The 24,424-nt window shown below is 45.0% G+C and carries 17 protein-coding genes and 1 riboswitch; of the genes, 8 read left to right on the top strand and 9 right to left on the bottom strand.

The window, feature by feature from the left end:
* The first annotated feature begins 23 nt into the window (after positions 1-23).
* A complete protein-coding gene (locus tag BM736_RS00640; protein ID WP_076407517.1) occupies positions 24-398 on the top strand; it encodes a DUF1294 domain-containing protein in 375 nt (124 codons plus the stop codon).
* A 67-nt stretch (positions 399-465) separates the two neighbouring features.
* Here BM736_RS00640 and BM736_RS00635 read toward each other — a convergent pair whose 3' ends face one another.
* Positions 466-5,475, bottom strand: coding sequence for an Ig-like domain-containing protein (locus BM736_RS00635; protein ID WP_076407515.1), 5,010 nt, complete (start codon positions 5,473-5,475; stop codon positions 466-468).
* Positions 5,476-5,783: 308 nt separating this feature from the next.
* Between BM736_RS00635 and BM736_RS00630 the strand changes: the two genes are divergently transcribed.
* Complete coding sequence (locus BM736_RS00630) at positions 5,784-6,254, top strand: FKBP-type peptidyl-prolyl cis-trans isomerase (RefSeq protein ID WP_076407513.1); 471 nt, start codon at positions 5,784-5,786, stop codon at positions 6,252-6,254.
* A gap of 91 nt (positions 6,255-6,345) precedes the next feature.
* Here BM736_RS00630 and BM736_RS00625 read toward each other — a convergent pair whose 3' ends face one another.
* The 5 genes from BM736_RS00625 to BM736_RS00605 all read right to left on the bottom strand — a co-directional run bounded on the left by BM736_RS00625 (position 6,346) and on the right by BM736_RS00605 (position 15,046).
* Positions 6,346-8,046, bottom strand: coding sequence for a chitinase (locus BM736_RS00625; protein ID WP_076407511.1), 1,701 nt, complete (start codon positions 8,044-8,046; stop codon positions 6,346-6,348).
* A 126-nt stretch (positions 8,047-8,172) separates the two neighbouring features.
* Positions 8,173-10,764 (bottom strand): glycosyl hydrolase family 18 protein, encoded by a 2,592-nt coding sequence (locus tag BM736_RS00620; RefSeq protein ID WP_076407509.1) that lies wholly within the window; start codon positions 10,762-10,764, stop codon positions 8,173-8,175.
* Positions 10,765-10,913: 149 nt separating this feature from the next.
* Positions 10,914-11,033, bottom strand: a riboswitch (cyclic di-GMP riboswitch).
* 369 nt (positions 11,034-11,402) lie between these two features.
* Complete coding sequence (locus BM736_RS00615) at positions 11,403-12,620, bottom strand: Xaa-Pro peptidase family protein (RefSeq protein WP_076407507.1); 1,218 nt, start codon at positions 12,618-12,620, stop codon at positions 11,403-11,405.
* A gap of 354 nt (positions 12,621-12,974) precedes the next feature.
* Entirely contained in the window at positions 12,975-13,751 is a 777-nt protein-coding gene (locus BM736_RS00610) for an ROK family protein (RefSeq protein ID WP_076407505.1), read from the bottom strand.
* A gap of 95 nt (positions 13,752-13,846) precedes the next feature.
* On the bottom strand, positions 13,847-15,046 hold the full coding sequence (locus tag BM736_RS00605) for an MFS transporter (RefSeq protein WP_076407503.1): 1,200 nt from the start codon (positions 15,044-15,046) through the stop codon (positions 13,847-13,849).
* 237 nt (positions 15,047-15,283) lie between these two features.
* Between BM736_RS00605 and BM736_RS00600 the strand changes: the two genes are divergently transcribed.
* On the top strand, positions 15,284-17,071 hold the full coding sequence (locus tag BM736_RS00600; protein WP_076407501.1) for an aminopeptidase P family protein: 1,788 nt from the start codon (positions 15,284-15,286) through the stop codon (positions 17,069-17,071).
* Positions 17,072-17,429: 358 nt separating this feature from the next.
* Here BM736_RS00600 and BM736_RS00595 read toward each other — a convergent pair whose 3' ends face one another.
* Both BM736_RS00595 and BM736_RS25095 read right to left on the bottom strand, forming a co-directional pair.
* Entirely contained in the window at positions 17,430-18,746 is a 1,317-nt protein-coding gene (locus tag BM736_RS00595) for an EAL domain-containing protein (protein ID WP_083699773.1), read from the bottom strand.
* Complete coding sequence (locus tag BM736_RS25095; RefSeq protein ID WP_179078997.1) at positions 18,736-18,894, bottom strand: hypothetical protein; 159 nt, start codon at positions 18,892-18,894, stop codon at positions 18,736-18,738. Before BM736_RS25095 ends, BM736_RS00595 begins: the two co-directional genes overlap by 11 nt.
* 288 nt (positions 18,895-19,182) lie before the next feature.
* Here BM736_RS25095 and BM736_RS00590 point away from each other — a divergent pair, with 288 nt between their 5' ends.
* Both BM736_RS00590 and BM736_RS00585 read left to right on the top strand, forming a co-directional pair.
* Positions 19,183-20,490 (top strand): DEAD/DEAH box helicase, encoded by a 1,308-nt coding sequence (locus BM736_RS00590; RefSeq protein WP_076407498.1) that lies wholly within the window; start codon positions 19,183-19,185, stop codon positions 20,488-20,490.
* A gap of 9 nt (positions 20,491-20,499) precedes the next feature.
* Positions 20,500-21,126 carry a DUF2913 family protein gene (locus tag BM736_RS00585; protein ID WP_076407496.1) on the top strand — a complete coding sequence of 209 codons (627 nt, stop codon included), beginning with the start codon at positions 20,500-20,502 and terminating at the stop codon, positions 21,124-21,126.
* A gap of 50 nt (positions 21,127-21,176) precedes the next feature.
* Here the strand turns inward: BM736_RS00585 and BM736_RS00580 are convergent, their stop codons facing one another.
* Entirely contained in the window at positions 21,177-21,836 is a 660-nt protein-coding gene (locus BM736_RS00580; RefSeq protein WP_372827956.1) for an OB-fold-containig protein, read from the bottom strand.
* 232 nt (positions 21,837-22,068) lie between these two features.
* On the opposite strand from BM736_RS00580, the gene BM736_RS00575 reads away from it, so the two are divergent.
* From BM736_RS00575 to BM736_RS00565, 3 genes are read left to right on the top strand one after another with little or no spacing between them, the layout of a single operon-like run.
* On the top strand, positions 22,069-23,556 hold the full coding sequence (locus BM736_RS00575; RefSeq protein ID WP_076407492.1) for a carboxypeptidase M32: 1,488 nt from the start codon (positions 22,069-22,071) through the stop codon (positions 23,554-23,556).
* Between the two features lie 41 nt (positions 23,557-23,597).
* Positions 23,598-24,077, top strand: coding sequence for a GNAT family N-acetyltransferase (locus tag BM736_RS00570; RefSeq protein ID WP_076407491.1), 480 nt, complete (start codon positions 23,598-23,600; stop codon positions 24,075-24,077).
* A 52-nt stretch (positions 24,078-24,129) separates the two neighbouring features.
* A complete protein-coding gene (locus BM736_RS00565; protein ID WP_076407490.1) occupies positions 24,130-24,384 on the top strand; it encodes a DUF2960 domain-containing protein in 255 nt (84 codons plus the stop codon).
* Positions 24,385-24,424 lie beyond the last annotated feature (40 nt).

The raw sequence follows: 24,424 nt of genomic DNA, 5'->3' as shown, positions 1-24,424 counted from the left end.
TCAATACTCTTAAGCACACTCTTATGAATCAAAAAATCAAGGTCGGCGCAGCACTGCTGTTTTTAGCCGGCCTTACTGTTAGCGCTATGCTCGACAAACTGCCTTTGACAGTTTTGTACGTCTATTTAAGCGTAAGCTTTATCACCTTTCTTGCCTATGCCAGAGATAAGTCTGCAGCTATCAAAGGTCAATGGCGAATAAAAGAGCGTACCTTACAGCTACTCGCGCTTTGCTGCGGCTGGCCTGGGGCGTTAATCGCACAGCAATATTTAAGGCACAAATCGCAGAAAGTCAGCTTTAGAGTCATACTCGCTTGCATGATTATTATAAATAACCTGCTCCTGTTTGGCGCACTGTCAGATAGAGGGCAGCAGCTAGTTTATTCAATTGTCCAATAACGCTCCTAATAAAAAAGGCGCTTAAAGCGCCTTTTTTACTCTCTACTCTTTTACGCTTTACATAGGGTTAACTGGCTGGTACTACTTCTACATTAGCAGTGCCACTTTGCCCATCAAAAGTGGCTGTGACTATTGCCGTCCCAACGCCTTCACCATCAACCTCGTGTCTGTTTGGATAAGCGACACTGTAATCACTACTGTTCCAATCAACATAGTCGGCATAGTTTTCTGAGCTGCCATCATTAAAATGAACCCAGACCTCCACAATTTGATACCCTCCCACCTCAATCGTCATCTGGTTGGGAAGAATCTCAACCGATACCGCTTCTCTAGGTGCAACACCAAGGGCTAATTGATCGCTTAACCCTTTATACGTGGCTGAAATTGTGGCGCTGCCACTCTCATACTGCCCTACCGCTATCCCAGCACGTTCACCTCCAGTCCCGATCTCAACTTCTCTAGGATTGCTACTCATCCATGAAGCATCTCTGGTGACATCTAACTCAGACCCATCAGAGAATGTGGCAGTGGCAAAAAATGGGGTAGCAACTTGGGAGATTATCCATTCGATTCTTGGCGTGATCTCAAGCTTTACTAATGAAACGGCATTCACTTGTGTTGTCACTGCATCAACGGCACCATCATATTCCGCAGTGATAGTACTTGAGCCTACACCTACCGCCGTCGCTGTCCCACCATCAGAACCTGTCGTCACCATATGGATCACATCAGTGTTGCTTGAAGACCAAGTCGCCTTATCTGTCACATCGACGAGTGACGCGTTATACATGGTCGCAACTACGGTATAGCGTCCCTTGGTGCCGACAGGCACCGCTAAATTATCAGGCGTAACCTTGAGGCTTATCACTTCACTGTTAAGCACATTGACTCGTCCCTCACCTCTGAGGCCCTGAAATTCAGCATAAACTGCAGACTCTCCAGCCTCTAGCCCTGTCACTAGCCCAGTAGTGTTGATGGTTATTTTCTCCCGCTTCTCAACAGACCATATACTTTGAGGCGTGACATCTTTAGAGACAATGCTACCGCCACTATCTTTATATATCGCTAGCGCTTGCATCTGAATCGTCTCATTGACAATCACATGACTGTCAGCAGGCTCTACATCCACCCCAAGATATTCAAGTTCTGTCACTACTATTTCAGCTTGAGCATCCATACCATAATAGTGTGCATTTATCTGAGTCGTACCTTGACTATCTCCAGTCACGCGCCCTGCGGCAAAGCCTGAAGAAACGACATGGGCAACACTGGAGTCGAGGACAGTCCAAGTTGCAGCACCACTTATATCTGAAGAGTAACCGTCAGAATAAAACGCTGTCGCAATGTACTGCTGAAACTCATTAATATTCACCTCTGACGTTGCAGGCGTGACTTGAAGCTCTACAAGCTGTGCTTCACCAACATACAAGTTCGTCTCTGCCGTTAAGCCCTTATATGTTGCCTTAATAACTGTTTGATACTCTCCACCGCCTACCGTGGTTTGTGCCAATCCCTGCATATCGATTGTGGCAGCTTTAAGGTTTGAACTTTGCCAGCTAGACGCTAAAGTCACCTCTTTACTGCTTCCATCAGTGAAGCGGGCAAAAGCTTGATAAGGCTGACTTAAACCTAGAGGCACCGTTTTGTTTTCAGGCGATATCGTCAGTTCAATAATATCGGCATCATTCACCCTAACAACTGCAGTATCAGTTTCGGTTTTATACTGCGCTGTAATTGATGTCTGCCCGACACCAACTCCTATACCGTAGCCAGCATCCAGTGCGCCCGTACCAATATGAACAATGGACTCATCTTGACTGCGCCATGTAGCAACATCAGTGATATCTTCTGAGCTATTGTCAGTATAGAAAGCCTGAGCAGTAAACTGCCCTTCGGTGCCTAAAGGCACTTCAACAAGACTTGGTGTGACCTTGATATAGCTAAGCGCTTTATCATTGACGACCAAGGAAGCGATATCGCTAAAACCAATATATTGAGCCGTCACAGTGATCTGGCCAGATGTGTAGCTGCTTGCAACGCCCTGTTTATTTAAGCTAGCTATGCTGGTATCCGAGCTTTGCCAGTTAGAGAACTGAGTGAGGTCCTTATTGCTACCGTCTGAAAAGATACCTGTCGCTTGATAAGACTGAGTAAGACCTGCAGCAATAGTGGCCGAAGTTGGGCTGACCACATAACGCTCTAGTACAGCATCGGTGACAGTCACATCGACCGAATCAGTTAACGTTTCAAAGCTCGCCTGAACTTGAGTATCGCCAACGGTAATCGCCTCAGCAAATCCCCCAGTGGCTCCAGTTGCGACAATATTAACAATTGAATTGTCTACAGCACGCCAAGTCGCTAATTGGCTGACATCACTGCTATGCCCATCTGAGTAAAATGCCGTCGCAACAAACTGACCACTTGTCCCTACAGGAACCTGAGTGTTTGCCGGAGTAACCTGAAGCCCTGTCAAGCTTGCATCGGTGACATCAAGCGTCGCGGTGGCGCTAAAGCCAATGTAACTTGCACGTATCTCTGTCATCCCTTCAACATAGGAAAGCGCGAGACCAAAGCGATCGACACTTGCCACGGAGGCAAGACTTGACTGCCAATTAGCAACCTTAGTCAGATCTCTATTTGTACCATCAGAAAAGATGCCCATAAATTGGTATTGCTGACTATTGCCCGCTGCAACTGATGAGTAAACAGGAGAAAGGGTCACAGACTCCAAAATTGCATCAGTCACAACAAAGGTCGCACTGGCTTGCATGCCATCAAAATTAGCTGTGACACTGGTATCCCCAGCACTCAAAGCATGGCTTAAACCTGCCTCGACACCGAGAGATACCACCTCTACAATACTTGTATCAACTGATGACCAAGTCGCCAATTGAGTCACGTCACTAGCATGCCCATCGGAGTAAAAAGCCGTTGCAATTAGTTGCTGCGTCTCCCCTTCTGGCAATTGGTTCTGTACTGGCGTCACTTGTAGGCTTTCAATAACTGCATCGGTCACAATTAACTCAGCGCTAGCTTGAACGCCTAAATAGGTCGCCAATATCCCGGTCGTGCCAGAGCTCAAGCCTAAGGCGTTGCCTTTAGCATCTATTGTCGCAATCTTCGAGCTTTCAACTTGCCAGTCAGCAAATTCGGTAACCTCTTTACTACTGCCATCAGAGAAGATCCCAGTTAAGTTATATTGCTGGTTATTCCCTGCCGAGACACTCGCCGTTACAGGCGAGATAACCAGTTTCTCAAGCACCGCATTTGTGACAGTAGCAGGGGTCGAATCTGAGCTTGCCCCCGAGGTTTGTGCACTGACTTTTATTAGTGAGGTGTTAGCTGATGATGCTTTCAGACCTGCGTAAACAGCCTGAATATTCGTGGTACCCACCTCATTGGCGGTTGCATATCCACCACTACTGCCTGAAGTTATAATGCTCACAATGCTTGGGTTAGCTGAGCTCCATGTCGCTGTCGATGTAACATCTTCAGTATGGCCATCAGTATAATTAGCTATAGCCCGATATTGACCGCGAGTGCCTTGAGGTTTTTGCAAATTCTTTGGGGTCACCTGTAAACCTGAGATAACCGCATCAGTCACAGTTAACGTCGTTGTCTGCTTCATCCCCATATAATCTATGCTGATATCTGTTACGCCTACCGCTTTGGCATGGGCAACTCCCGCTTTGGCCCCACTAATACCAATATTCGCAACCGAGTCTATCGTGCTCTGCCAGTAGCCCAGTAAGGTAATATCATGAACACTTGCGTCTGAAAATCTTGCTCTGGCGCTGTAAACAACTTGCGTGCCTGCGGGGGTTACATAATCAAGAGGCGTGATCTCTATACTTTCTATCACAGCCTGGGTCACTTCAGCCGTCACGGCGCCGCTTTGGTTACCAAATGATGCCGTCACTTCCACAGAACCTGGAGAGATAGCTGTAGCATGGCCCCCCATGTCACCGGACTCTACAATCACAGCAATGCTTTTATCATCGACCGACCAAGTGGCATCATGGGTGACATCTGCTGTGGTACCGTCTGAATAATATGCCGTTGCTAAATAATCACCTTGAGTCCCTACAGGTTTAATCAGGTTATCAGGGCTTACAACTAATTGAGTTATCACGCTTTGGGTTACTGTGGCGGAGGTCGAATCTGACACATTCACATCAGCAAAGTTTAAGTTAGCTGAGACTTGTGTTTTACCCGTTTGCAGTCCAATTAAACGCGCATCTGAATTTATGCTAGCCACAGCCGTGACACTACTGGCCCAACTTGACTGTGCCGTGACATCCATACTTAGACCATCAGCAAAAATAAGATCGGCGCGGTACTGTACGCCCGTACCGACTGGAAAACTGATATCTACTGGGCTAACAACAAGCTTTTCAACTGCCGAATCCAGTACCACTAATTGCGCTTCTGCATTCATATTCGCATAACTACCAATGACTTGGGTCGTACCAGGCATCACACCTGTAGCAAGTCCTTTGGTTAACTCCTCGTTGGAGATAGTTGCCACTGTTGGCTCTGAGGTGCCCCAATCAGTATAGCGACTCACATCTTGTATATGAGAATCCGCAAATAAGGCGACAGCTCTATAGCCTTGCGTTAAACCCACTAAGGTTTCGGCTTGACCAGGCTCTATCGTCAATGAGGTAACAGCGGCATCTGTGACATGAAGAATCGCGCTATCGCTCACTTCAGGGCCAGCTTGGCTCGCTGCAAGTGTGGCGATAATATCTGTTGTACCTACCGCCTCAGCGCTCGCTATTCCAGCCGCTTCAATTGAAGCCACATCAGGCATGCTACTTGACCAGGTCACCTCTGTGGTTACCTCTCTTTGCGTACCATCACTGTATGTCGCCCTCGCTATATATTGCTCTTCGGTGGCAACCGCTAATGTACTCAGCTGAGGAGTAACGGTTAACTCAACAGCATAAGGAGGACAAGGGTCCCCCTCTCCGCCACAGCCACCAGTAGGAAAGCCATCGTTATCGCCTCCACAACCAGAAAGAAGCGCCAATGAAATGAAAAGAAAATAGCTATAGATGGAGTTGACATACTTCATCAGAATGAATCCTTATTCTGCATTAATTATGTGGTGTCAAAGCGGTAGGTATTCTCATATAACGCTTTACCACTCTAGTAAGGTATATAAAAACTTAGAAATTATGCTTATTTAAAAAGAGTTATTGGTTACTTTCAAGCCAACACTATCACAACTTTTCTATTAAAAATATTGCCCAGACAACTTTTGACTATAAGCAAATCAAATATACTTAATTGATAAAATACAGATAATGTTCAGCTCTAATTTACCTATAGCAAACGATTAGATATCATAGCTTCAGACATTACACTGATTGAATTAATTATATGAAAATGCTTTTAGCCGTTGTCGTCATTGCTGGCGTCATTTTTTACTTTTTCACTTCGATGAATAATCAAAAAGTTTCAAAAGAGAATATTGCTATCGGTAATGCCTTTTTGGCCGAAAACAAAAATAAAGAGGGTGTTGTAGAGACACTGTCGGGCCTGCAATATAAGGTGCTCAATAAAGGCGATAGTGAAATTCACCCAAAAGCCAGTGATACAGTGACAGTGCATTATCACGGTACCTTAATCGACGGCACAGTATTTGATAGCTCGGTGGAGCGCGGTGAACCTATCGCTTTTCCACTTAACCGCGTGATCAAAGGTTGGACTGAAGGCGTACAGTTGATGGTACCCGGTGAGAAGACACGCTTCTTTATTCCTAGCACCTTAGCTTATGGCAACCGCTCAACAGGCAAAATATCTGGTGGTTCAGTGCTAATTTTTGACGTTGAGCTTATCAGCATAGATTAAGTCATTTTTACGCTATATTAGAATTAAAAAACGCGCCTTTGGCGCGTTTTTTATACTCTAGATTCACGCTATTTTATCTTTTCAACATAAGCTATCTCGCTATCCATGCATCTTCCCATGCAACGCCTACTCCCGGCTCATAAGCCCAGGCAGCGCCCGCACACCAAGCTGTGTAAGGAAATGGTTTACACTCATAGATACCACCAGCATTACTCACTCTATCTCCTGCCGCATATGCATAGCCCGCTTGATAAGGCGCTACACCATCGGGCGGCGTTCCATCAACAAGATTAACTAAAATAGCATGGCTAATATTGGCACTTAAGCCTTTATCATCTGTGACCTTGAGTGACACCGTCACTGTTTCGGTCTGACTAAGTGCAGGAAGGGTTAATGCCAATGTCTCATCCACAAGCGACGGTGCACTCGCACCTGCTGGTAATGTCCAAAGGTAATTGAGCGCAGCTCCTTCAGGATCGCTTGATTGCGACGCAGATAATGTGATTAATGCGCCACTTTCAGCTTCTGCAGCTCCTTGAATATCTGCAACTGGTACACGATTCACAGGATCTGTTGGATCCGTCGGTGTACCAGTGTCATCAATGACAACTTCAGGAAAAAAATGCAGTAAACATAGACTGTAATCGCCGGATTTAAAGGCACTGTAGCGAGTCTGATAGCCAACCAATTTACACGCATAACTCTTACCGCCATTGGGGTTACCTGGAATATAGGACCAATCCTGCTCCCAATAGATCAACATGGCGCCAGCGCCTTGGTTATCGAAAGGTTTCATATCTTTGCAACCTAACACCTCATCAGCCTCAATAGGCACGCCTAGGTATTGAGCATGAGCTTGGTAGTACTCCATCCGGTTCAGAGATTGCGGCTTTTCACTGCCCGCCCCACACTCAATCCCACCATTGATGATATGGGTCGTCGCACCAAAACCTGCAGACAGCCCATTTTGGCTATCTTTAGCATTGGGCTGCCAAGTCCCATCAATGACATGCAGCATCGAAGGTTTAGGAGGCTGAGGGTAGGTAAAGAAGAAAACTGCACTGGCTAAATTTAACCAGGTATCGGCTACCCACTCAGGGTTATTAAGCAAGGTCGCAACATCACCGAACATGGCATCGGAGAAAGGACCGTAATTATAGTTGTACGAAAGCTGTTTAGCCCCACGACCAAAGTAGCTCTTATAGCTACCATCAGCAAAGGTGCCACAAGGCCAAACTTGTCCCTGCCAAGTATCAGGATTGCACTCCATATTGTAGCCACCACGCTTGGTTTCATCCCAGCCGACCTCCCGCACCCAATACAAGCCTTGTCGCCATTGGGGCTCAGTCATCCACTTATCATGGGCGCCTGTCTCTTGGGCAAAATGTGCAAACATAGTGGCTAACGATTTTCGGCATATTGCCTCTGCATCACGAGCATCGCTATAACTTCCACATAACGCCGGAAACTTAGCAGCCGCTTGCAATAAGCCTTGATAGGTATATTCAGACGCCCGCACAGGAAACAGAAATTCAAACTGCGCTTCACTGAGTACTGACTCGAGCCGCTTAACATTGTCAGGATTCGTTGGATTTAGTGGTGTGATCGCCTCGACGATGGCATTATCTCTGGTAGCGATAGATGACTTGACCGCTTGCATCAAAGGAAAGTCTGTCAATGTCGCTTCTTTAGCATCAATCTCGGCTTGAGTGAAATGTACAGCTTCTGCAGCCAATAGAGGAAACGCTAGAGATGATGCCATGATAGAGATGGCTAGATGATGTTGTTTCATAGGAACTCTCCACCTAAATCTCCAAAAGGGCAAGACAGCTAGCCAGATTCCGATTGCAAAATTTAGGCATATTCAAAGGAAAAAGAGGGGAAGAACTTCCCCTCTTACTAGATAGAAAACAACAGATTAGTTAGCTGTCGCGCCGAGGTCTGTCCAAACATCAGCAACGCCAGGCTCTTCACCTTTCGTCCACCATTTAGCCTGCCAAGTATGGCCATTATGCGTTGTCTGCTCACCACCGTTATATGCAACGCCCGCATTCCAGCCGAGCTCGACATTACTTTGCAACGCCCATTGATCCGCTGTAACAGTAGGCTCGTTACCTTGAGTCCAATACTTAGCTTTCCAGACCAAACAGTTATGACTCACAGTATTACCACCAGTATAAACAGTGCCAGACTCCCATGCAGGGTGATTGCCGGCATCAGGGTCAGTTGAGTCACAGCCTCCCGTTGTTGGCGCTTTCACTGTAAGCAGTGTTTGCGCTGAGGCATCAAGAGAGCCGTCGGACACCAGAACACTTAAGGTATAACTTGTATCCTCAGTAACAGAAGGGGCTGTGACCACTAATGTGTCAGTTGCTTGGCCCGTTGCAGTTATACCAGCAGGCACTGTCCAGCTATAAGTCAAGGCGTCACCATCGGCATCGCTCGCAGTCGCAACCACACTGACCTGCTTGGCTGAATCAACTGTTACAGCAGCATCAAGAGAGACCTCTGGTGCGCGGTTAGCTTGAGGTGCCATATTAGTCACAGATGTTATTGCAGTGCTTGATAAGCCTTCAGGATCGGTCACTGTCACAGAGAAGCCATACACTACATCGGCATCCGTTGCATTTAGGCTAAAACTGGCTTGAGCCATATCGGCATTGACCAAAGTAAGTGCAGGACCAGAGGTCTGACTCCAGGCATAGGTCAGTGCTTTACCTTCAGGATCCCGTGACAAACCAGCATCCAATACGACATCACTGGGCCCTGTCACACTCTGGGCACTCCCCGCATTTGCGATAGGCGCTTTATTGACTGGAGGAGTTGTGCCCTCGCCGTGGCCTAAACCCTCATGCATAGCATTAAGAATATCCCCATTATCAGCATCAATCTCCCACGAAAACAGTCCACCTAATTGATTAGCCGTAACATACTGACCTTTTGCTTTCACAGATCTTGGGTTATCAAAAGTAATAAGGTCCCCTGTCGATGCTTTAAACACGTAAGGTGCTTCAGCCACTTCATCGTAATCATATTGCCATTCACCAGACATATACTCATTGATAATTTGACGATAATCGACCACCCCATCTTCCCAGGTACCTTTCACTTTTCCGGTTGCCGTTCCTGTAAACGGATTACCATCTTGATAACCGCTGACACCAGTCCAACCTCGACCATACATGGCTGTCCCAATAACGATTTTCTCAGGCGTCACGCCTTGCGCAAGCAGCGCATTGACACCGATATGAGTGGTATTTTTGGTATCTGGCTTCCAGCTCGCAGCATACAGTGCCGTCTGATGGTTGAGATCTGTATTAGACCAGCCACCGTAGAAGTCATAACTCATCAAGAAGATGTTATCCATATACTGCTGCGCGTCTTGATAATCCACCATGGCAATTTTATCAGAGCCAGCACTGATCGCAGATGTCAGCTCATAGGTTCTGCCCGTTTCTGCGCTCAGTTCATCGAGCATGGCTCTTAGCTCTTTCATCAAGAGCACATAGGTCGCACCATCAGTGGCTGGATCGCCAAGATCTGGGTTAGCGCCTTTACCACCAGGAAACTCCCAATCGATATCGACACCATCGAAGAACTTCCAGGTTTGTAAGAACTCTTTTACCGAAGCGACAAACCGGTCACGCTTAACTTTATCGCCTAAGAAATAGAAAGGATCAGAGAGTGTCCAGCCACCAACCGAAGGGAGGATCTTCAAATCAGGTTGAGCCTGCTTTAACGCCATCAACTGACCAAAATTGCCCTTGTATGGATCTGAAAATTCACTAACACCAGCTTGGGGCATCTGCACAGCAGCCCATGGATCATGTATCGCCACTTTAAAGTCTTCACGACCACTACAAGCGCGCTGCAAAGCTTGGAAGCTCCCCTCAATCTCCTTTAAGCTATCGTTAATGCCATCGCCACCACAAATAGGCGTGAAGCCATATAAAATGTGGGTCAGGTTTTGTGCCGGTACTTTATCGACCGGAAATTTGCGGCCATATACGCCCCACTCAACAAAATAGCTGCCCACAACCTTGCCTGACTTGTTGGCATAAGGTTTGTTGTTTTCCCCTAGCTGTGTCTCTAACGGCAATAAATGACTGCCATCAGTATCGGCGACAATGATCTCTTTAGCATCACTGAGCGTGCAACCATCAGCATTACAAAGTTGGATTTGCATTTGATAGCGACCACCTTGACTGATGTCGAACGTCGCACTGCCCGACGCCGTAGAAGCGCCTGACCAAACCTCAACACCATCAAATAGCACCTTGGCCGTGTCACCAAGTTCGCCAGACCATAAGTTCCAAGTAACAGAAACTGCTGCGGCATCTTTAACGGTAACCAGTTGGTTGTATGCGGTAGCAGATTGATTGACTTCAATAATTGAAAAGTTGGTTTCGCCCCAGCCTATTGTTGGCTTACCGGGTACAGAGGCATATGCAGATGTTGCAAATACGCTAGCCACGACAAGCGCAGCAGATGAGAGTTTAGTGTTAAACATAGGGTATCCTTATTGCTTTTTATTTTTATAAAACAATCAATAAGGCAAACAAAGCTTGAACAGGATACCAACCTATTCTTAATACCATGGATATGGCTAGTACTGACCTTTTCGGTTCTTTATACCATCACATCACACGAAGAAATTCCTGAAACATCCCCGCTATCTTAGGTACTTCGACAATATTGAAAATGCGACCTTTTCAATATTGCCCCCTTAGACCGGTGGCTTTGCGTCCCAACCTTTCGATTGGTTTGCCTTTCATTAAATTTTTCACAGGGCAATGACAACGCTGTCATCACTTATTTAGCATAGGCTTAAATTGAACGTAATTGCAACACCTAGTTTTACATTAACGCAAGCATATGATTATAAATGGTTTAAATAATGGCTTACGCGGGCTTTAGCGAGATTTAAAAAAGGAGAAAGCAGTAAAAAAGGAATATATCACTGAATATGTTTTGTATATGGGATGGCTAAAACTGAGAAAAGCAAGCATCAAATATCATCACTATCAGCAAGCTATACGCAGAAAAAAGCGGAATGACTCAACATCATATCCGCTGTCTATTTCGCACTGTCTATTTCGCGCTGTCTACTTCCAGAACTTATGGCTCAGCACGAGTAAAGGTTACGACTTAGTCTTCGTAACCAAAAGGATCATCGATAGAATGGGCAGGCTTTGTAAACCATACCGGGCCTTCATTAGTCATATAGAAATGGTCTTCATGACGTACGCCAAACTCACCAGGCACACATAGCATAGGTTCATTGCTAAAACACATGCCAGCAGCCAAAGGTGTCTGGTCATTAAGCACCAAATATGGCCACTCATGAATATCGAGTCCTACACCATGGCCAGTACGGTGAGGTAAGCCTGGTACATCATACCCAGGACCAAAACCAGCCGCTTCCAGTACATCACGAGCAGCTCTATCAACACTGGCACAGGTTGCCCCTACTTTTGCAGCTTCGAAAGCTGCAAGCTGAGCATCTTGCTCATGCTGCCATAACTCACGCTGTCTAGCACTTGGTTTACCGAACACAAATGTACGGGTGATATCTGAGTTATACCCTTGAAGCTGACAACCTGTATCAATGAGCACAGTGTCATTAAGCTCAAGCGCTTTAGGTGACTTAACCCCATGTGGGTAAGCACTATCTTCACCAAATAATACGATACAGAAATAGGAACCTGCTGGTGCACCAACCGCCTTATGCGCGTCATTGATAAAGGCTTCAATTTCACCAACAGTGATACCTTCCCTCAATATACGTGCAGCAGCTTTATGTACCTCTAAGGTCATATCCTTAGCGCGCTGAAGTAGACTAAGTTCTGTATCTGATTTGATCATACGACACGCTGCAGTCACAGGTTTTGCATTTACATAATCAAATTGGTTATGAGCAAGGCGCACACCATCGAAGATAAAGAAAGCAGCCGACTCATCAATCCCCACTTTACCGCTATCTATGCCCATATTTTTTAGCACATCGCCAAACAGAGCATAGGGGCTTTCATCTTCTTGCCACGTATTCACCTTGCCTTCGATAACCATAAAGCCTTCTAAAGTATCGACCTCAAAAGCAGGCGCGATATATTCAACGTCACCGCTCGCTGGGATGATAGCGCCAACCATACGCTCGCTGGCATACCAACGTGTTCCGGTATAGTAGTAGAGATTGGTTCCGGCATTAATATAGATGGCTTCAAGCTCCTGCGCCTTCATTAGTGACTGCGCTTTCTCAATACGCTCACGGTATTCATTTTGGCTAATAGGATGAGACCCTTTGGTCATATCACTCAACTTAGCCAACTCTTGCACTGCGGTCGAACCGCCCACACCTAAGGTCATAGGATTACCCTTTTTATTTTATCTCAAACTCAAAGCTTAATGCTTTGCCAGATTTTTTTATTTTTTGGCTCAGATACCTGCTATTAAAAACAGTGACTAAATAGCGACACTCAACCAATACAGAAATTAGAGCTACTTTCTAGCATAAAATATACAAAGTGTCAGTGGAAAGTTTTTCAAATGAGAGATCGTAGTTGAAAAACCTCCCTTAAATGATTCAGAAAACCAATTGGTAGAATAGATTGAAGAGTAAACTTATTGAATAGCAAAAGGTGCTGCAGAGTAGTGACGCGAACAAGGACTGAAATACACGCTAGCAATGCGCGCCAATGGGATGACGCGCTTAAAGTACGGCTATACTGCTTTATCGAGTAACACTTTCAACCCCCGACAAACTAAGGTCTCCATATCATCAACTCGAGCAACTTTAGTTTCAGATAATGGTGCTGTTAATGCCATCTCATTCAAGGAATCTATACAACCCCTATAGTAATCCGAGCTGTTCATCATTCCACCAGCTAACCAGATACGATTAGGGTTAAATAGATTAACAGCCCAAGATATGCCCATACCTAGGTAGCGTCCTGCACGATTAAGCTCGTATGAACTTTTTAGCTCACGGGTTCGAATCGAATCACCACTCGCTAACTGCTCCAGACTAAACTCACCAGATTCTGTCATTACTCGGCAATGGCCTAATTCACCAGCAAATCCACTCGCTCCAGAGAAGAGCTGCCCATTGACAGAGATTGCCAAACCGATCCCGGTACCACACATGATCAACAACTCACAATCTTGCTTAGGATCGATCACAGCCCCCAGACCCGCATCCAGATCATTACTTAAAAGTATCCTTTTTGCCTTAGAATTTAGATCTGATTGAGACAAACCATTTAAGCATGGAAGAGATTTACTAGAGAGCAGTTCATTACGTTTGACTAGGCCAGGTAAAGCAACAGCAAGCTGATATTCATCTAAGCCATAGTCCGCTTCCAACTCAATGAGGTGCCTATTGAGATCTGCGATATCGAATCCTTCACCCGTCGGAACCTTATACTGTTCAGTACGCCCATCAAGGTGCAACTCAAATAATGCTTTTGTACCACCAATATCGATTGTTAACGTGTGCATCGCTTGCTCCAATAAAACTCGATTCCCTGAGTTAGTTAATAACTTTTTGTAATAATAATCTATTTAACAATAACTATACAACATAAGAGAATCGCTTAATCACTGGTTTTTGCCGTTAAAAACTTACTACGGCTGAATTTCAACCAGCTAATTAAGGCCAGTTGAACTGCAATAAAGGGTAAGCAGATCACCAATAACAGCTCCCAACCAAGTTGATGGATCACCCAGCCTGCACTGAGCGAAGCGATGGCTTGGGCACCAAAAACCACAGTATCGTTAAAGGCTTGAACCTTAAAGCGCTCACTAGGCATATAGCAACGGGGCAACATGACGGTGCCGCCAACAAATAATAGATTCCAACCCAAGCCAAGCAAAACGAGTGCAGTCCAATAGTTAAGCAACTCGTTACCGACTAAAGCTGTCATAATTGTTACAGCGTAGGCAGCGAGCCCTATCAACATCATCTTAGACACTCCCCACTTGGCCACGAGGTAGCCAGTAAACAGCGACGGTAGGTACATAGCGATAATATGGCTCTGAATAACCCATTTAGTATCTGCCAGTGAGTGATGCTCAATATGATGCATGTGCAGAGGCGTTGCAGTCATTACGAATGACATCATGGCGAAACCTATCATAGCGCCAGCAATGGCAACCCAGATCTGAATATTTGATAAAATCTCACGCATACTCCGAGACTCACCTTTTACTTGCTCTACACTGGCAGACTCAGCTTCTATTTGTGTTTCTTGGTAGAAACTCAAAGTGATCGCGGCGCATATGGCCATTAAGGTTAAAAATAGAAAGGCACCAACGAAAGGGGTCGCAACAATTTCACTGCCTAAGACTGCCAGTTCAGGACCTAAAAAGGCAGCAACTAATCCACCTAATAAGACTCTAGATGCGGCCTTTGCTGATAGCTCAGCAGTAACGGATTCCATGGCAGCAAATCTATATTGCTGAATAATGGCACCTGCACAACCAAGAATGACACCACTAATGCAAAAATAGCTAAACACTTGCTCTGCCACGGCATATGCAGCAATAAGACCTGCAAAAGCAGCAAGTACCGAGCCCGCAATAAATACCTTCTTACGCCCAAAAGCACGCATTAATTGAGTCACAGGAAGTATAGAGATAGCCACCCCAACAACCATAGAGGCTATCGGTAAAGTGGCCAATACTGGAGTGGGAGCAAGCTTTGCACCGATAATTCCACCTAGTAGCATCATCATAGGGGCAGCACTCATGGCAAAGGCCTGAGCAATGGTCAGCACCCACACATTAAAAGGCATCAACTATCTCCATATCATTAAGGTTTTCTAGTTATCGAAACATCCGTAACCATTAATCTAATTGATTTAGCTACAGATGTAACAGTAAATATGTAGTGACACATACATATCTGTCTAAATTGAAGAGTTTGGACATCTGTTTGTGCTTCCCACTCAGCGTTTCTGCTGCGATAATCCCCGCATTACTAAAACTATAATGACACTAACGAGCGAATGTTAGTCGTAACCGGAGTATCCATGCCCCAATCTATTGCTTCACGTCTTGCAGCGGTTCGTAGCGAGATGGCTAAAGAAAACCTAGATGCCTTTATCATTCCTCGTGCCGATGAGTATTTAGGTGAATATGTGCCTGAGCGAAATGAGCGCATGCAGTGGGTCAGTAACTTTACTGGCTCTGCGGGGATGATAATCGTTTTAAAAGATAGCGCAGTCATCTTTATTGACGGCCGTTACACTGTGCAAGTTAAACTTCAAGTTGATAACACTTTATTTGACTATTTAAGCCTCACTGATACGCCGCAGATCCCATGGCTTGTCGAAACATTAAGTGCCAATGCACGTATCGGATATGATGCGAGGCTTCACCCGCTCAGCTGGCAGCAAGCCGCTGTTAGCCAGTTATCACAAGCTCAAATGTCGCTGATCCCACTAGATAACAATCCAATCGATCTTCATTGGCAGCAGAGACCTGAACTTACTGACACACCAGCCATACTCTTTGATGAAGCGCTAGCAGGAAGAACGAGCGTAGAAAAACGTCAGCAGAGCGGTAAAACTGTCGCAAAAATGGGCGCAGATATGGCTCTCATCACCTCGTTAGACTCATTTTGCTGGCTACTAAACATTCGAGGCAGCGATGTTCCTCGTCTACCGGTTATATTAGGCTCTGCACTATTAAGCAGTAGCGGTGAAATGACACTGTTTACTGACCTGAGCAAACTCCCGACAGGCATAGATAGCCATGTTGGCCCAGGCGTGAGCTTTAAAGATGAAGTGGAGTTAAAAGCATCTTTGACTCAACTAAATGGCGTCAAACTACTCGCAGATCCTAATGCCAGTAATGCTTGGTCACAACTCACCGCTCAGCAGGCTGGGGCGATATTAATCCCAGGCAGTGACCCAATCGCTTTGGCAAAAGCACAGAAAAACACCGCAGAGCTAGATGGAATGAGAGCTTGTCACATACGTGACGGTGTCGCTGTTAGCCGTTTTTTAGCTTGGTTAGACAGTGAAGTCCTAGCAGGTAACTTTTATGATGAAGCCGTTTTAGCCGACAAACTTGAAAGCTTCCGCCTAGCAGATAGCCTTTATCAAGAACCTAGCTTCGACACCATCTCGGCTGTCGGTGCGAATGCTGCCATGTGCCATTACAACCATAACAATGGCACTCCAGCACAAATGACCAACAACAGTATCTACTTGGTCGACTCTGGTGCCCAGTACCTAGATGGCACCACAGATGTCACCCGTACCATCGCCATAGGTCAAGTGACTAACGAGCATAAGAAGATGGTCACCTTAGTACTTAAGGGACATATTGCTCTTGATCAGGCGAAGTTCCCACGTGGCACCACAGGTCAACAACTTGACAGCTTTGCCCGCCAACACTTATGGCAACATGGCTTCGACTATGATCATGGAACAGGCCATGGTGTCGGACACTTCCTCAGCGTACATGAGGGACCACAACGGATCGCAAAAAACAGTAATAACGTGCCACTGCTAGCTGGAATGGTTGTCTCTAATGAGCCTGGATACTACCGCGCTGATGAATTTGGTATTCGACTCGAAAACCTTATCGCCGTCAGACCTTGTGAAGCTTTAGCGAATGCTGAGCGTGAAATGTTTGAATTTGAAGCTTTGACATTTATCCCTATGGATTCACGCCTAATCGACAAGAACCTATTAACGGGTGCTGAAGTAAACTGGTTTAATGATTACCATAAGCAAGTTTATCAGACGCTTTCTCCCTTAATGCAAGGCGCTGAACTAAGCTGGTTGGAAAATGCGACTAAAGCAATTTAATACCAGTTGCATTAAAAGTTTGACCATTCAACGGGAATTCAAAGCCCTGTAGGCGAGATGGACGATTGAAGCTAATAGTTATTCTATATCGAAAGCGTTCATCGAAGTATAAAGGGCTTTGCCATTGCTTTGAACATCAGCCGCACTACGTGAGCGTCTTAGGCTTCCCACTTCTGCTTTGCATTAGCTCAAAAGGGAATAACCATTTGCTCACTAATGCGCCTTGAATTGAAAAGCCTAAGGCGCTCTGAATTGATCAAATACTTAATGCAATTGGTATCACGTATAATCCTCATAAAAAAAGCAGGCATTTTTGCCTGCTTTTTTATTAGCATATTTACTCATACCAATTGAATCGCTAGATAGTGTAATTTGACCTTCTATCATCAGAGTGTTCAGCGGTGATAACAGCCTTTACCTTTGAACCACTTTCAACTCTGTTACTGTTAGCTTTATCACTATTAACTCGAGAGCTCTCAAGTTTAGCGTTACCCACTTTTTTATGCGCTTTTAACCAGCGCATTAACTCAGTAAATGGTTTTGGCCTACAGATTAGAAAGCCCTGTAACCGCAAATTATCTATACGCTCAAGATAATTTAGATCGCGCAGATCCTCTACGCCTTCAGCCACAAGGCTTATACCAAGGTTTTGGCTGATATTTTGCAATGATTTGAGAATAGCTTGCGCTAATGGATCTAAGTGTATTCCTCTGACAAAGCTCATATCTAGCTTTAACTCACTGATAGGTAAACGACAAAGTTGAGTTAGATTTGTATACCCCGTGCCAAAATCATCTATCGCAACACCAAACTTATGCAAGCGAAGGCGACTAATGCTTGAATACTGGCTCTGCTGATCTAAGGCCTGGTTTTCAGTTATTTCAACAGTAATTTTCGCTGAATCTACTTGGTTTTCATCACAATACTTAAGCAACTTATTAGGCCACGATGCTTGGGCTAACTGGCTGGGATTAAGATTAATAGAGAGACTAGTGTTGATACAAGATTCATCTTGGCAAATTTGGCTCCACTCCACCATAGCTTTACTTAGTAGCTTTTCAGTAAGCAGGTTAAGGAGATCATGACTCTCAGCAACCTCTATAAAACTATCCGGGGATAGTAGCTTTAATTGATTACCCGATTGGATCCGGCAAAGCACTTCAAAGCCAACAATATCCCCTGACTCGGCATCCATTTGAGCCTGAAAATAGGGGATCACTTTATCCTGATTCAATGCATGCTGTAACTCATCAACAGTCATTGTAGCCGGCTTTGGACTTAACTCTGTCTCCATCATAAATAAACGTTCGATACATAACTTTAGCTGGTTTACTGATACAGGTTTTACCAAGGAGCCTAGCAAGCGCAGGTTTGAGTTGATCACTATTTGGGATGCCGCTTCAATGATACGGTTCTCCATGGCAGAAGCGATAATAATCCCCCCTTTGTAGCCCATTTCACTCAACTGCATCAGTAATTCAATGCCATCCATATTGGGCATATGTAGGTCAACGACAACCAGGTGATAATCCTGTGAATATCTGGTCAAGATCTTAATAGCGGAACCACCACAGGTGCAATATTCCACTCGATTGACCGTCAGCTGCATCAGGTATTCACTTAAAATTCGGCAAGAGGATAAAGAGTCATCGATAACGAGTACATTAATAGACATATTGGTTCTCTATCAGTAGTGCAATGAAAAAAGAACTTAAGCGAGAGAATTTAGCACTACCACTTTTGAGAAGAGTCAGCATAGAGAGGGTAAAAGGATCTGTCAGCGTTGAAACTTTCCTTTTCACAGCAAGTATCCAAGGTGCCATATTGCCTCCATGCATTAGCGCTACAGTTAAATCAACTAAAGCCTAGTTCATAGGTCCACTCTGTCAAATAGCAGCTTGTAAATCTTTGACTGAAAGTCTATTTCCCCTATCAAAATCTAACCCAATAGCGCTTTTAAGGGGATGAATGATATGCTGTTAAAATCATCATAAACTTGCTATACTCCGCCGCCGCATTTCATTCGCGGTTTAGGCATTGAAAGCCTAGTGAATAAAGCATATTGCCTGCATTAACGTAGGTGAACATATAAGTAAGGTAGAGGCCCCAAGATGAGATTTGAATCTTTTAGTTTTGCTCCCGAGATTTTGCGTGCTATCTCTGAATGTGGTTATCAAAAAATGACGCCTGTTCAGCAAGAAGCTATTCCAGCCATTCGCCGTGGTCAAGATGTGCTTGCAAGTGCACAAACCGGAACAGGAAAAACAGCAGCTTTTGCTCTGCCTATCTTACAGAAGATGCTTGATAACCCAGCCGAAACTCAACGCTCTAACACTCGTGCGCTGATCCTTACGCCAACACGTGAGCTCGCCTCACAGATCGCCGATAACATTAATGATTACAGTAAGTATATGGATGTCTCAGTACTGACCATTTACGGTGGTGTTAAGTTAGAAAGTCAGGCACAGAAGATTAAACGCGGCGCAGACATCATAGTGGCAACACCAGGTCGCCTTTTAGAGCACCTTCAAGCGTGTAACTTGAACCTTTCAAATGTCGACTTTATGGTGCTAGATGAAGCCGATCGCATGTTAGATATGGGCTTTATTAGCGATATCCAAAAGATCATGCAGGCCGTTAATAAAAACCGCCAAAACTTACTCTTCTCAGCGACTTTCTCAAGTGCTGTAAAGAACCTTGCCAATGAGATGCTAGTTAAGCCTAAGCTTATTGCGGTAGATAGCCAAAACAGTACAGCTGATACAGTAAGCCAAGTGGTCTACCCTGTGGAGCAACGCCGTAAGCGTGAGCTATTGTCAGAGTTAATTGGTAAGAAAAACTGGCAGCAAGTACTTGTATTTACAGCGACTCGAGATGCAGCTGATAAGCTGGTAAAAGAGTTAAACTTGGATGGCATTCCATCATCTGTTGTCCACGGAGAAAAAGCACAAGGTAATCGTCGCCGTGCACTTCGCGAGTTTAAAGAGGGGAAGATACGCGCCCTAGTCGCTACTGAAGTCGCCGCTCGCGGTCTAGACATTCAAAATCTTGAATATGTCGTTAACTATGATCTGCCTTTCTTAGCTGAAGATTATGTTCACCGTATTGGCCGTACAGGACGTGCAGGTAAATCAGGTGTCGCCATCTCACTCGTTAGTCGTGAAGAGGAGCGAACCCTCTATGATATCGAAAAGTTGATCGGTAAAAAAATTAGTCGTATCACCATTCCAGGTTATGAAGTAGGTAGCCGTGATCTACTGATTAAGCAACTTCAAAAACGTCGTAGTTTTGCTAAAAAGCAGCAGCGTGAAGATAATGCAGGTGCTCAGGTTGTCGCCGAGAGAAACATGGAAGGCCGTAGAGTTAAAGTTAAAAACTCATCGAACAGCCCAAAGAGCAAAGCGAAGAAGATCCGCTAAGGAAAACCGATGAGCAGTTATAACCAAGCTATCTTAGAGATAGCTCAAGCAGGACTTGCCGCACTGGATGAACGTAGTAACGGCAAAAATGTAGTTAAAACAGTCGATGCAGAAAGTCATTTTCTCTGTAACTGGATGGTTCAGGCATTGAAAGAGCGACGCTTTTCTAAGCTGATAGCCAAAGAGCTTACTCAATGGATCCGAGATGCTCGTAGCATGGGCGCTGCCGCTCAACTGCCTTCGTTACTGCAGCGCATTGAGCAGCAATATTTAGCGGCAGAGAAAAGCCAGGCATTAGGCTTATCTCTAAATACTATGCTCACAGAGCTGGCTGAACTTGACTGGGTGGTCATTCTTGACTGTGAGGTCACTACAAAACTTAAACTTGAAAGTAGCGGCCAGAATAGTTTAGTGATTTCTGATGAGCAGTATCAAGGTCATATCAGCGGTGAAGCGTTAACAAAAACTATCACCATGTATGTTCGCGCTGATGAGCAAGCACTTGCCAAAATCGCTGCTAAGCATGGCCTACTCCTTAGCCAAGGAGATAAAAAGGCAAGCTTAGTTAAACATCATAAGGCTTATAAGGTATTTCCTGGTAATCAACAGCCAGAGATGGCTCTACTGGTTAGATAAAGCATTTAGTTTTATACCTCGTGGCGTGACTTAAGTCGCGCCTAGCTAATTTAAGAATCAAACCTAGCAGCGGACCAGACCCCCCCCTCTCTTCTTAGCAAGACCACTTGAGTTCCACTATTAAATTCAATTCCCTTAGATTCTGGCTCGACTAAAACATAATGCTTCTGCTGGTACTGATCTTGAACCAATGCCTCACTGGGGTTACCTTTGATCGCACAACCAACGGTGACAGTGCCAACACTTCCAAGTAAGCCATCTGTTGATACTATGCCCAACTCATTTCTAGGCAAGACGCTCGCAATGGCTTCCCCGATATACCGACAAGCAAAGGCAGTAACAAACAGTGCAATAGGCAATGCAGCGCTTTGAGGAAGCAGATTACTATATAGAGTAAGTGCAATATAGTTGCTAACAAAGCCCGCCAGAGTAAAGCTCACTAAGGCGAGAACAAACCAGATAAGCAGTGGAAGTTTATCTAAACAAAGCCAGCTAGCGACACTTGCTAAGCCATTTACAGAGACATCTGTATGCTCTAAACCTGTATCTCTTGGCGCCCACTTCTCTAGTGCCTTCACTAAACTAAAGCCCACGGATAAAGATAAAGCCTCTAATACTGCAAGTATGACCACGAATGAAAGAGAGATAGTAAAAGGTAAGTTGGCTTGAGTGAGCAGAAAGTCCACCATAGTCGTCGCATCCATGTGCATAACAAAGTCCATTTTATTGAAAAAAAAGAGAATTTAGTCAACAAACCATGTTAACCAGAATCCATCTGTATGAATAAAATCATAGCAAAGCTTTTTTGAATATGGAAATCAACCGCAACGAGTTTTACAGCAAAAGCAATTTGCAGCAGCTAAGTGATTAAGTGAAAAGCAGAAGGAAAATTGCCATTGCTTGGTATACCATTGGGATATTCATCGCTCATAGAAAAAAGTTATGACAGATTCTCAATCGACACCGTATTACACTAGCCTGACAGAACACTTTCAGAAAATCTCCCATTTTGAGCACCTCAGTGCATTAGGGGATTGGGATCAGGCCACAATGATGCCAATTGGCGGCAGTGAAGGACGCGGCGCAGCGATGGCTGAACTTGCACGCCATATTCATGAACTCAAGACAGCCCCCTTCATTGAAGACAGTTTAGAGCAAGCCCAAGATGAGCTGCTAAACAGTCACCAGATGGCTAACTTAAGTGAAATGAACTACCAATTTATGCAAGCCAATGTAGTGCCTGCAGATCTAGTACAAGCCAAAACTCAATTGGCATACCGTTGTGAGCATGCGTGGCGAGATCAGAGAAAAAATAATGACTGGCAAGGCTTTAAACCTAACCTCGAATCACTGATAAGCCTAGTGAAAGAGGAAGCGGGTATCAGAGCTCAAGCCCAAGACCTCTCCCCTTATGATGCCCTACTCAATAAGTTTGAACCGGGTATGACTACGAGCCGCTTAGAGCATCTATTTGGCGATCTAAAAAGTTGGCTTCCTAACCTTATTGACACCGTTAAGCTGCAGGGCCGAGATAATATTGCGCTGCCAATTCATGCTAGTGCTCAAGCTCAAGAAGCGCTAGGCCGAGATGTGATGGCTTTTCTTGGCTTTGACTTCACCCAAGGTCGCCTCGATATTAGTAGTCACCCTTTCTGCGGCGGCGTCCCTGGTGATATACGCCTAACAACACGCTACGATGAAGCAGACTTTACCAGTGGCTTAATGGGAATCATCCACGAGACGGGTCACGCACGTTATGAGCAAGGCTTACCTATAGAGTGGCGTGGACAACCAGCAGGTAACCACCGCTCTATGGCTATACATGAAAGCCAAAGCCTTTTTTGTGAGATGCAACTTGGTCGCGGAAAAGGTTTTCTGAGCCAGCTCCAACCCAAAATAAAGCAACATTTAGCCAGTGAATTGTCTATCGATCAGCTGAGCGATATTTACACTCGAGTAAAGCCAGGCTTAATCAGGGTCGATGCCGATGAGGTAACCTATCCATGCCATATTTTACTGCGCTTTGAAGCTGAGAAAGGGCTCGTTGATGGTAGCTTGAGTGTCGCAGAGCTGCCTGAATTCTGGCAGGAACAGATGGGAAGCCTATTAGGCGTTGATACCCAAGGAGATTATCGAAATGGTTGTATGCAAGATATTCACTGGGCTGTGGGTGAATTAGGCTACTTCCCTAGCTATACACTCGGTGCCATGTACGCAGCACAATTTAGATTCGCAATGGAAGCCAGCCTTGGTCCTGTCGATGAACTCCTTGCTAACGGGAAAATCGGCCTAGTATTTGATTGGTTAAATAAGAACATCTGGTCTCAAGGCTGTTTAATGACAACTGAAGAGTTAGTTAAACACGCAACAGGCGAGTCATTAAACCCTAAATTCTTTAGACGTCACTTAGAGCAAAGATACCTTAAATAACGTATCATACAGCCACGAAAGCGCATGATGAGGGCAAAACGATGAAACTGAGAAGTATCTCCTGTGATGATTGGGCTGAGATCCTATTGATTCAAGACGAATGCTACCCAGATTTAGAACCAGAGTCCCTGCAAGCGCTACAAAGTAAGTGGCGGGTTTCCCCCCTAAGCTGCTTTGTTATCGAGATACACAAACAAGTTGTTGGTTACTGTTTAGCTCATCCATGGCATCTAGGTAACCCTCCATCTCTCGAGCAAGTGATAACTGCAGATAAACAAGCGAACAGCTTGTATCTCCATGATATCGCGCTTTCAGCTAAAGCTCAGGGCAAAGGCGCTGGGCAAGCTGCTTTAAAAAAACTGATGCAGCTAGCTAAGCAAAGCGCTTATAGCAGTCTCTCTTTAGTTGCAGTGCAAGGTGCTAGTAGCTATTGGATGAAACAAGGCTTTGTTGTTCAAGAGATTGAAAAGAGCTTAACCGGATACACACCAGATGCCTGCTATATGGTGCTGGAAATATAAATGCGCACCGCCGCAATGAATATATTACGTAAAAGAGTGAACAGAGAAAATTATGGCCGTTAGAGTAACTTACACCTACAAGAAACAGGCGAAAGAGATCAACTTCGCTTATGACAAACATCATGATATCCATGAAGCAATTGCAGCTGCAGAAGGCATCGACCTAACCAGCTATCATATGATGGAGCAGCAGGTTGCTATGACATCAAAAGGCTCTGCGGCTGTTAGAGACTTTAGAGATAAAGAGTTTGCTCGCATGGGATTTAGTGACATTTATTACATCAAAGATGAGCCCAAAAACAAGTAACTGAGTACCACCTATTATCACCGACTATTTTATCAATGTT

The organism is Shewanella sp. UCD-KL12 (assembly GCF_001957125.1).
Lineage (GTDB): Bacteria > Pseudomonadota > Gammaproteobacteria > Enterobacterales > Shewanellaceae > Shewanella.
The sequence above is the reverse complement of the archived record's forward strand: the minus strand, read 5'-3'. Positions and strand labels throughout refer to the sequence as shown.

What these genes read in the sequence shown, in the direction of transcription:
- BM736_RS00640 (WP_076407517.1), top strand. Translation starts at nt 24, where the DNA reads ATGAATCAAAAAATCAAGGTCGGCGCAGCACTGCTGTTTTTAGCCGGC.
- BM736_RS00635 (WP_076407515.1), bottom strand. Translation starts at nt 5,475, where the DNA reads ATGAAGTATGTCAACTCCATCTATAGCTATTTTCTTTTCATTTCATTG.
- BM736_RS00630 (WP_076407513.1), top strand. Translation starts at nt 5,784, where the DNA reads ATGAAAATGCTTTTAGCCGTTGTCGTCATTGCTGGCGTCATTTTTTAC.
- BM736_RS00625 (WP_076407511.1), bottom strand. Translation starts at nt 8,046, where the DNA reads ATGAAACAACATCATCTAGCCATCTCTATCATGGCATCATCTCTAGCG.
- BM736_RS00620 (WP_076407509.1), bottom strand. Translation starts at nt 10,764, where the DNA reads ATGTTTAACACTAAACTCTCATCTGCTGCGCTTGTCGTGGCTAGCGTA.
- BM736_RS00615 (WP_076407507.1), bottom strand. Translation starts at nt 12,620, where the DNA reads ATGACCTTAGGTGTGGGCGGTTCGACCGCAGTGCAAGAGTTGGCTAAG.
- BM736_RS00610 (WP_076407505.1), bottom strand. Translation starts at nt 13,751, where the DNA reads ATGCACACGTTAACAATCGATATTGGTGGTACAAAAGCATTATTTGAG.
- BM736_RS00605 (WP_076407503.1), bottom strand. Translation starts at nt 15,046, where the DNA reads ATGCCTTTTAATGTGTGGGTGCTGACCATTGCTCAGGCCTTTGCCATG.
- BM736_RS00600 (WP_076407501.1), top strand. Translation starts at nt 15,284, where the DNA reads ATGCCCCAATCTATTGCTTCACGTCTTGCAGCGGTTCGTAGCGAGATG.
- BM736_RS00595 (WP_083699773.1), bottom strand. Translation starts at nt 18,746, where the DNA reads ATGTCTATTAATGTACTCGTTATCGATGACTCTTTATCCTCTTGCCGA.
- BM736_RS25095 (WP_179078997.1), bottom strand. Translation starts at nt 18,894, where the DNA reads ATGGCACCTTGGATACTTGCTGTGAAAAGGAAAGTTTCAACGCTGACA.
- BM736_RS00590 (WP_076407498.1), top strand. Translation starts at nt 19,183, where the DNA reads ATGAGATTTGAATCTTTTAGTTTTGCTCCCGAGATTTTGCGTGCTATC.
- BM736_RS00585 (WP_076407496.1), top strand. Translation starts at nt 20,500, where the DNA reads ATGAGCAGTTATAACCAAGCTATCTTAGAGATAGCTCAAGCAGGACTT.
- BM736_RS00580 (WP_372827956.1), bottom strand. Translation starts at nt 21,836, where the DNA reads ATGCACATGGATGCGACGACTATGGTGGACTTTCTGCTCACTCAAGCC.
- BM736_RS00575 (WP_076407492.1), top strand. Translation starts at nt 22,069, where the DNA reads ATGACAGATTCTCAATCGACACCGTATTACACTAGCCTGACAGAACAC.
- BM736_RS00570 (WP_076407491.1), top strand. Translation starts at nt 23,598, where the DNA reads ATGAAACTGAGAAGTATCTCCTGTGATGATTGGGCTGAGATCCTATTG.
- BM736_RS00565 (WP_076407490.1), top strand. Translation starts at nt 24,130, where the DNA reads ATGGCCGTTAGAGTAACTTACACCTACAAGAAACAGGCGAAAGAGATC.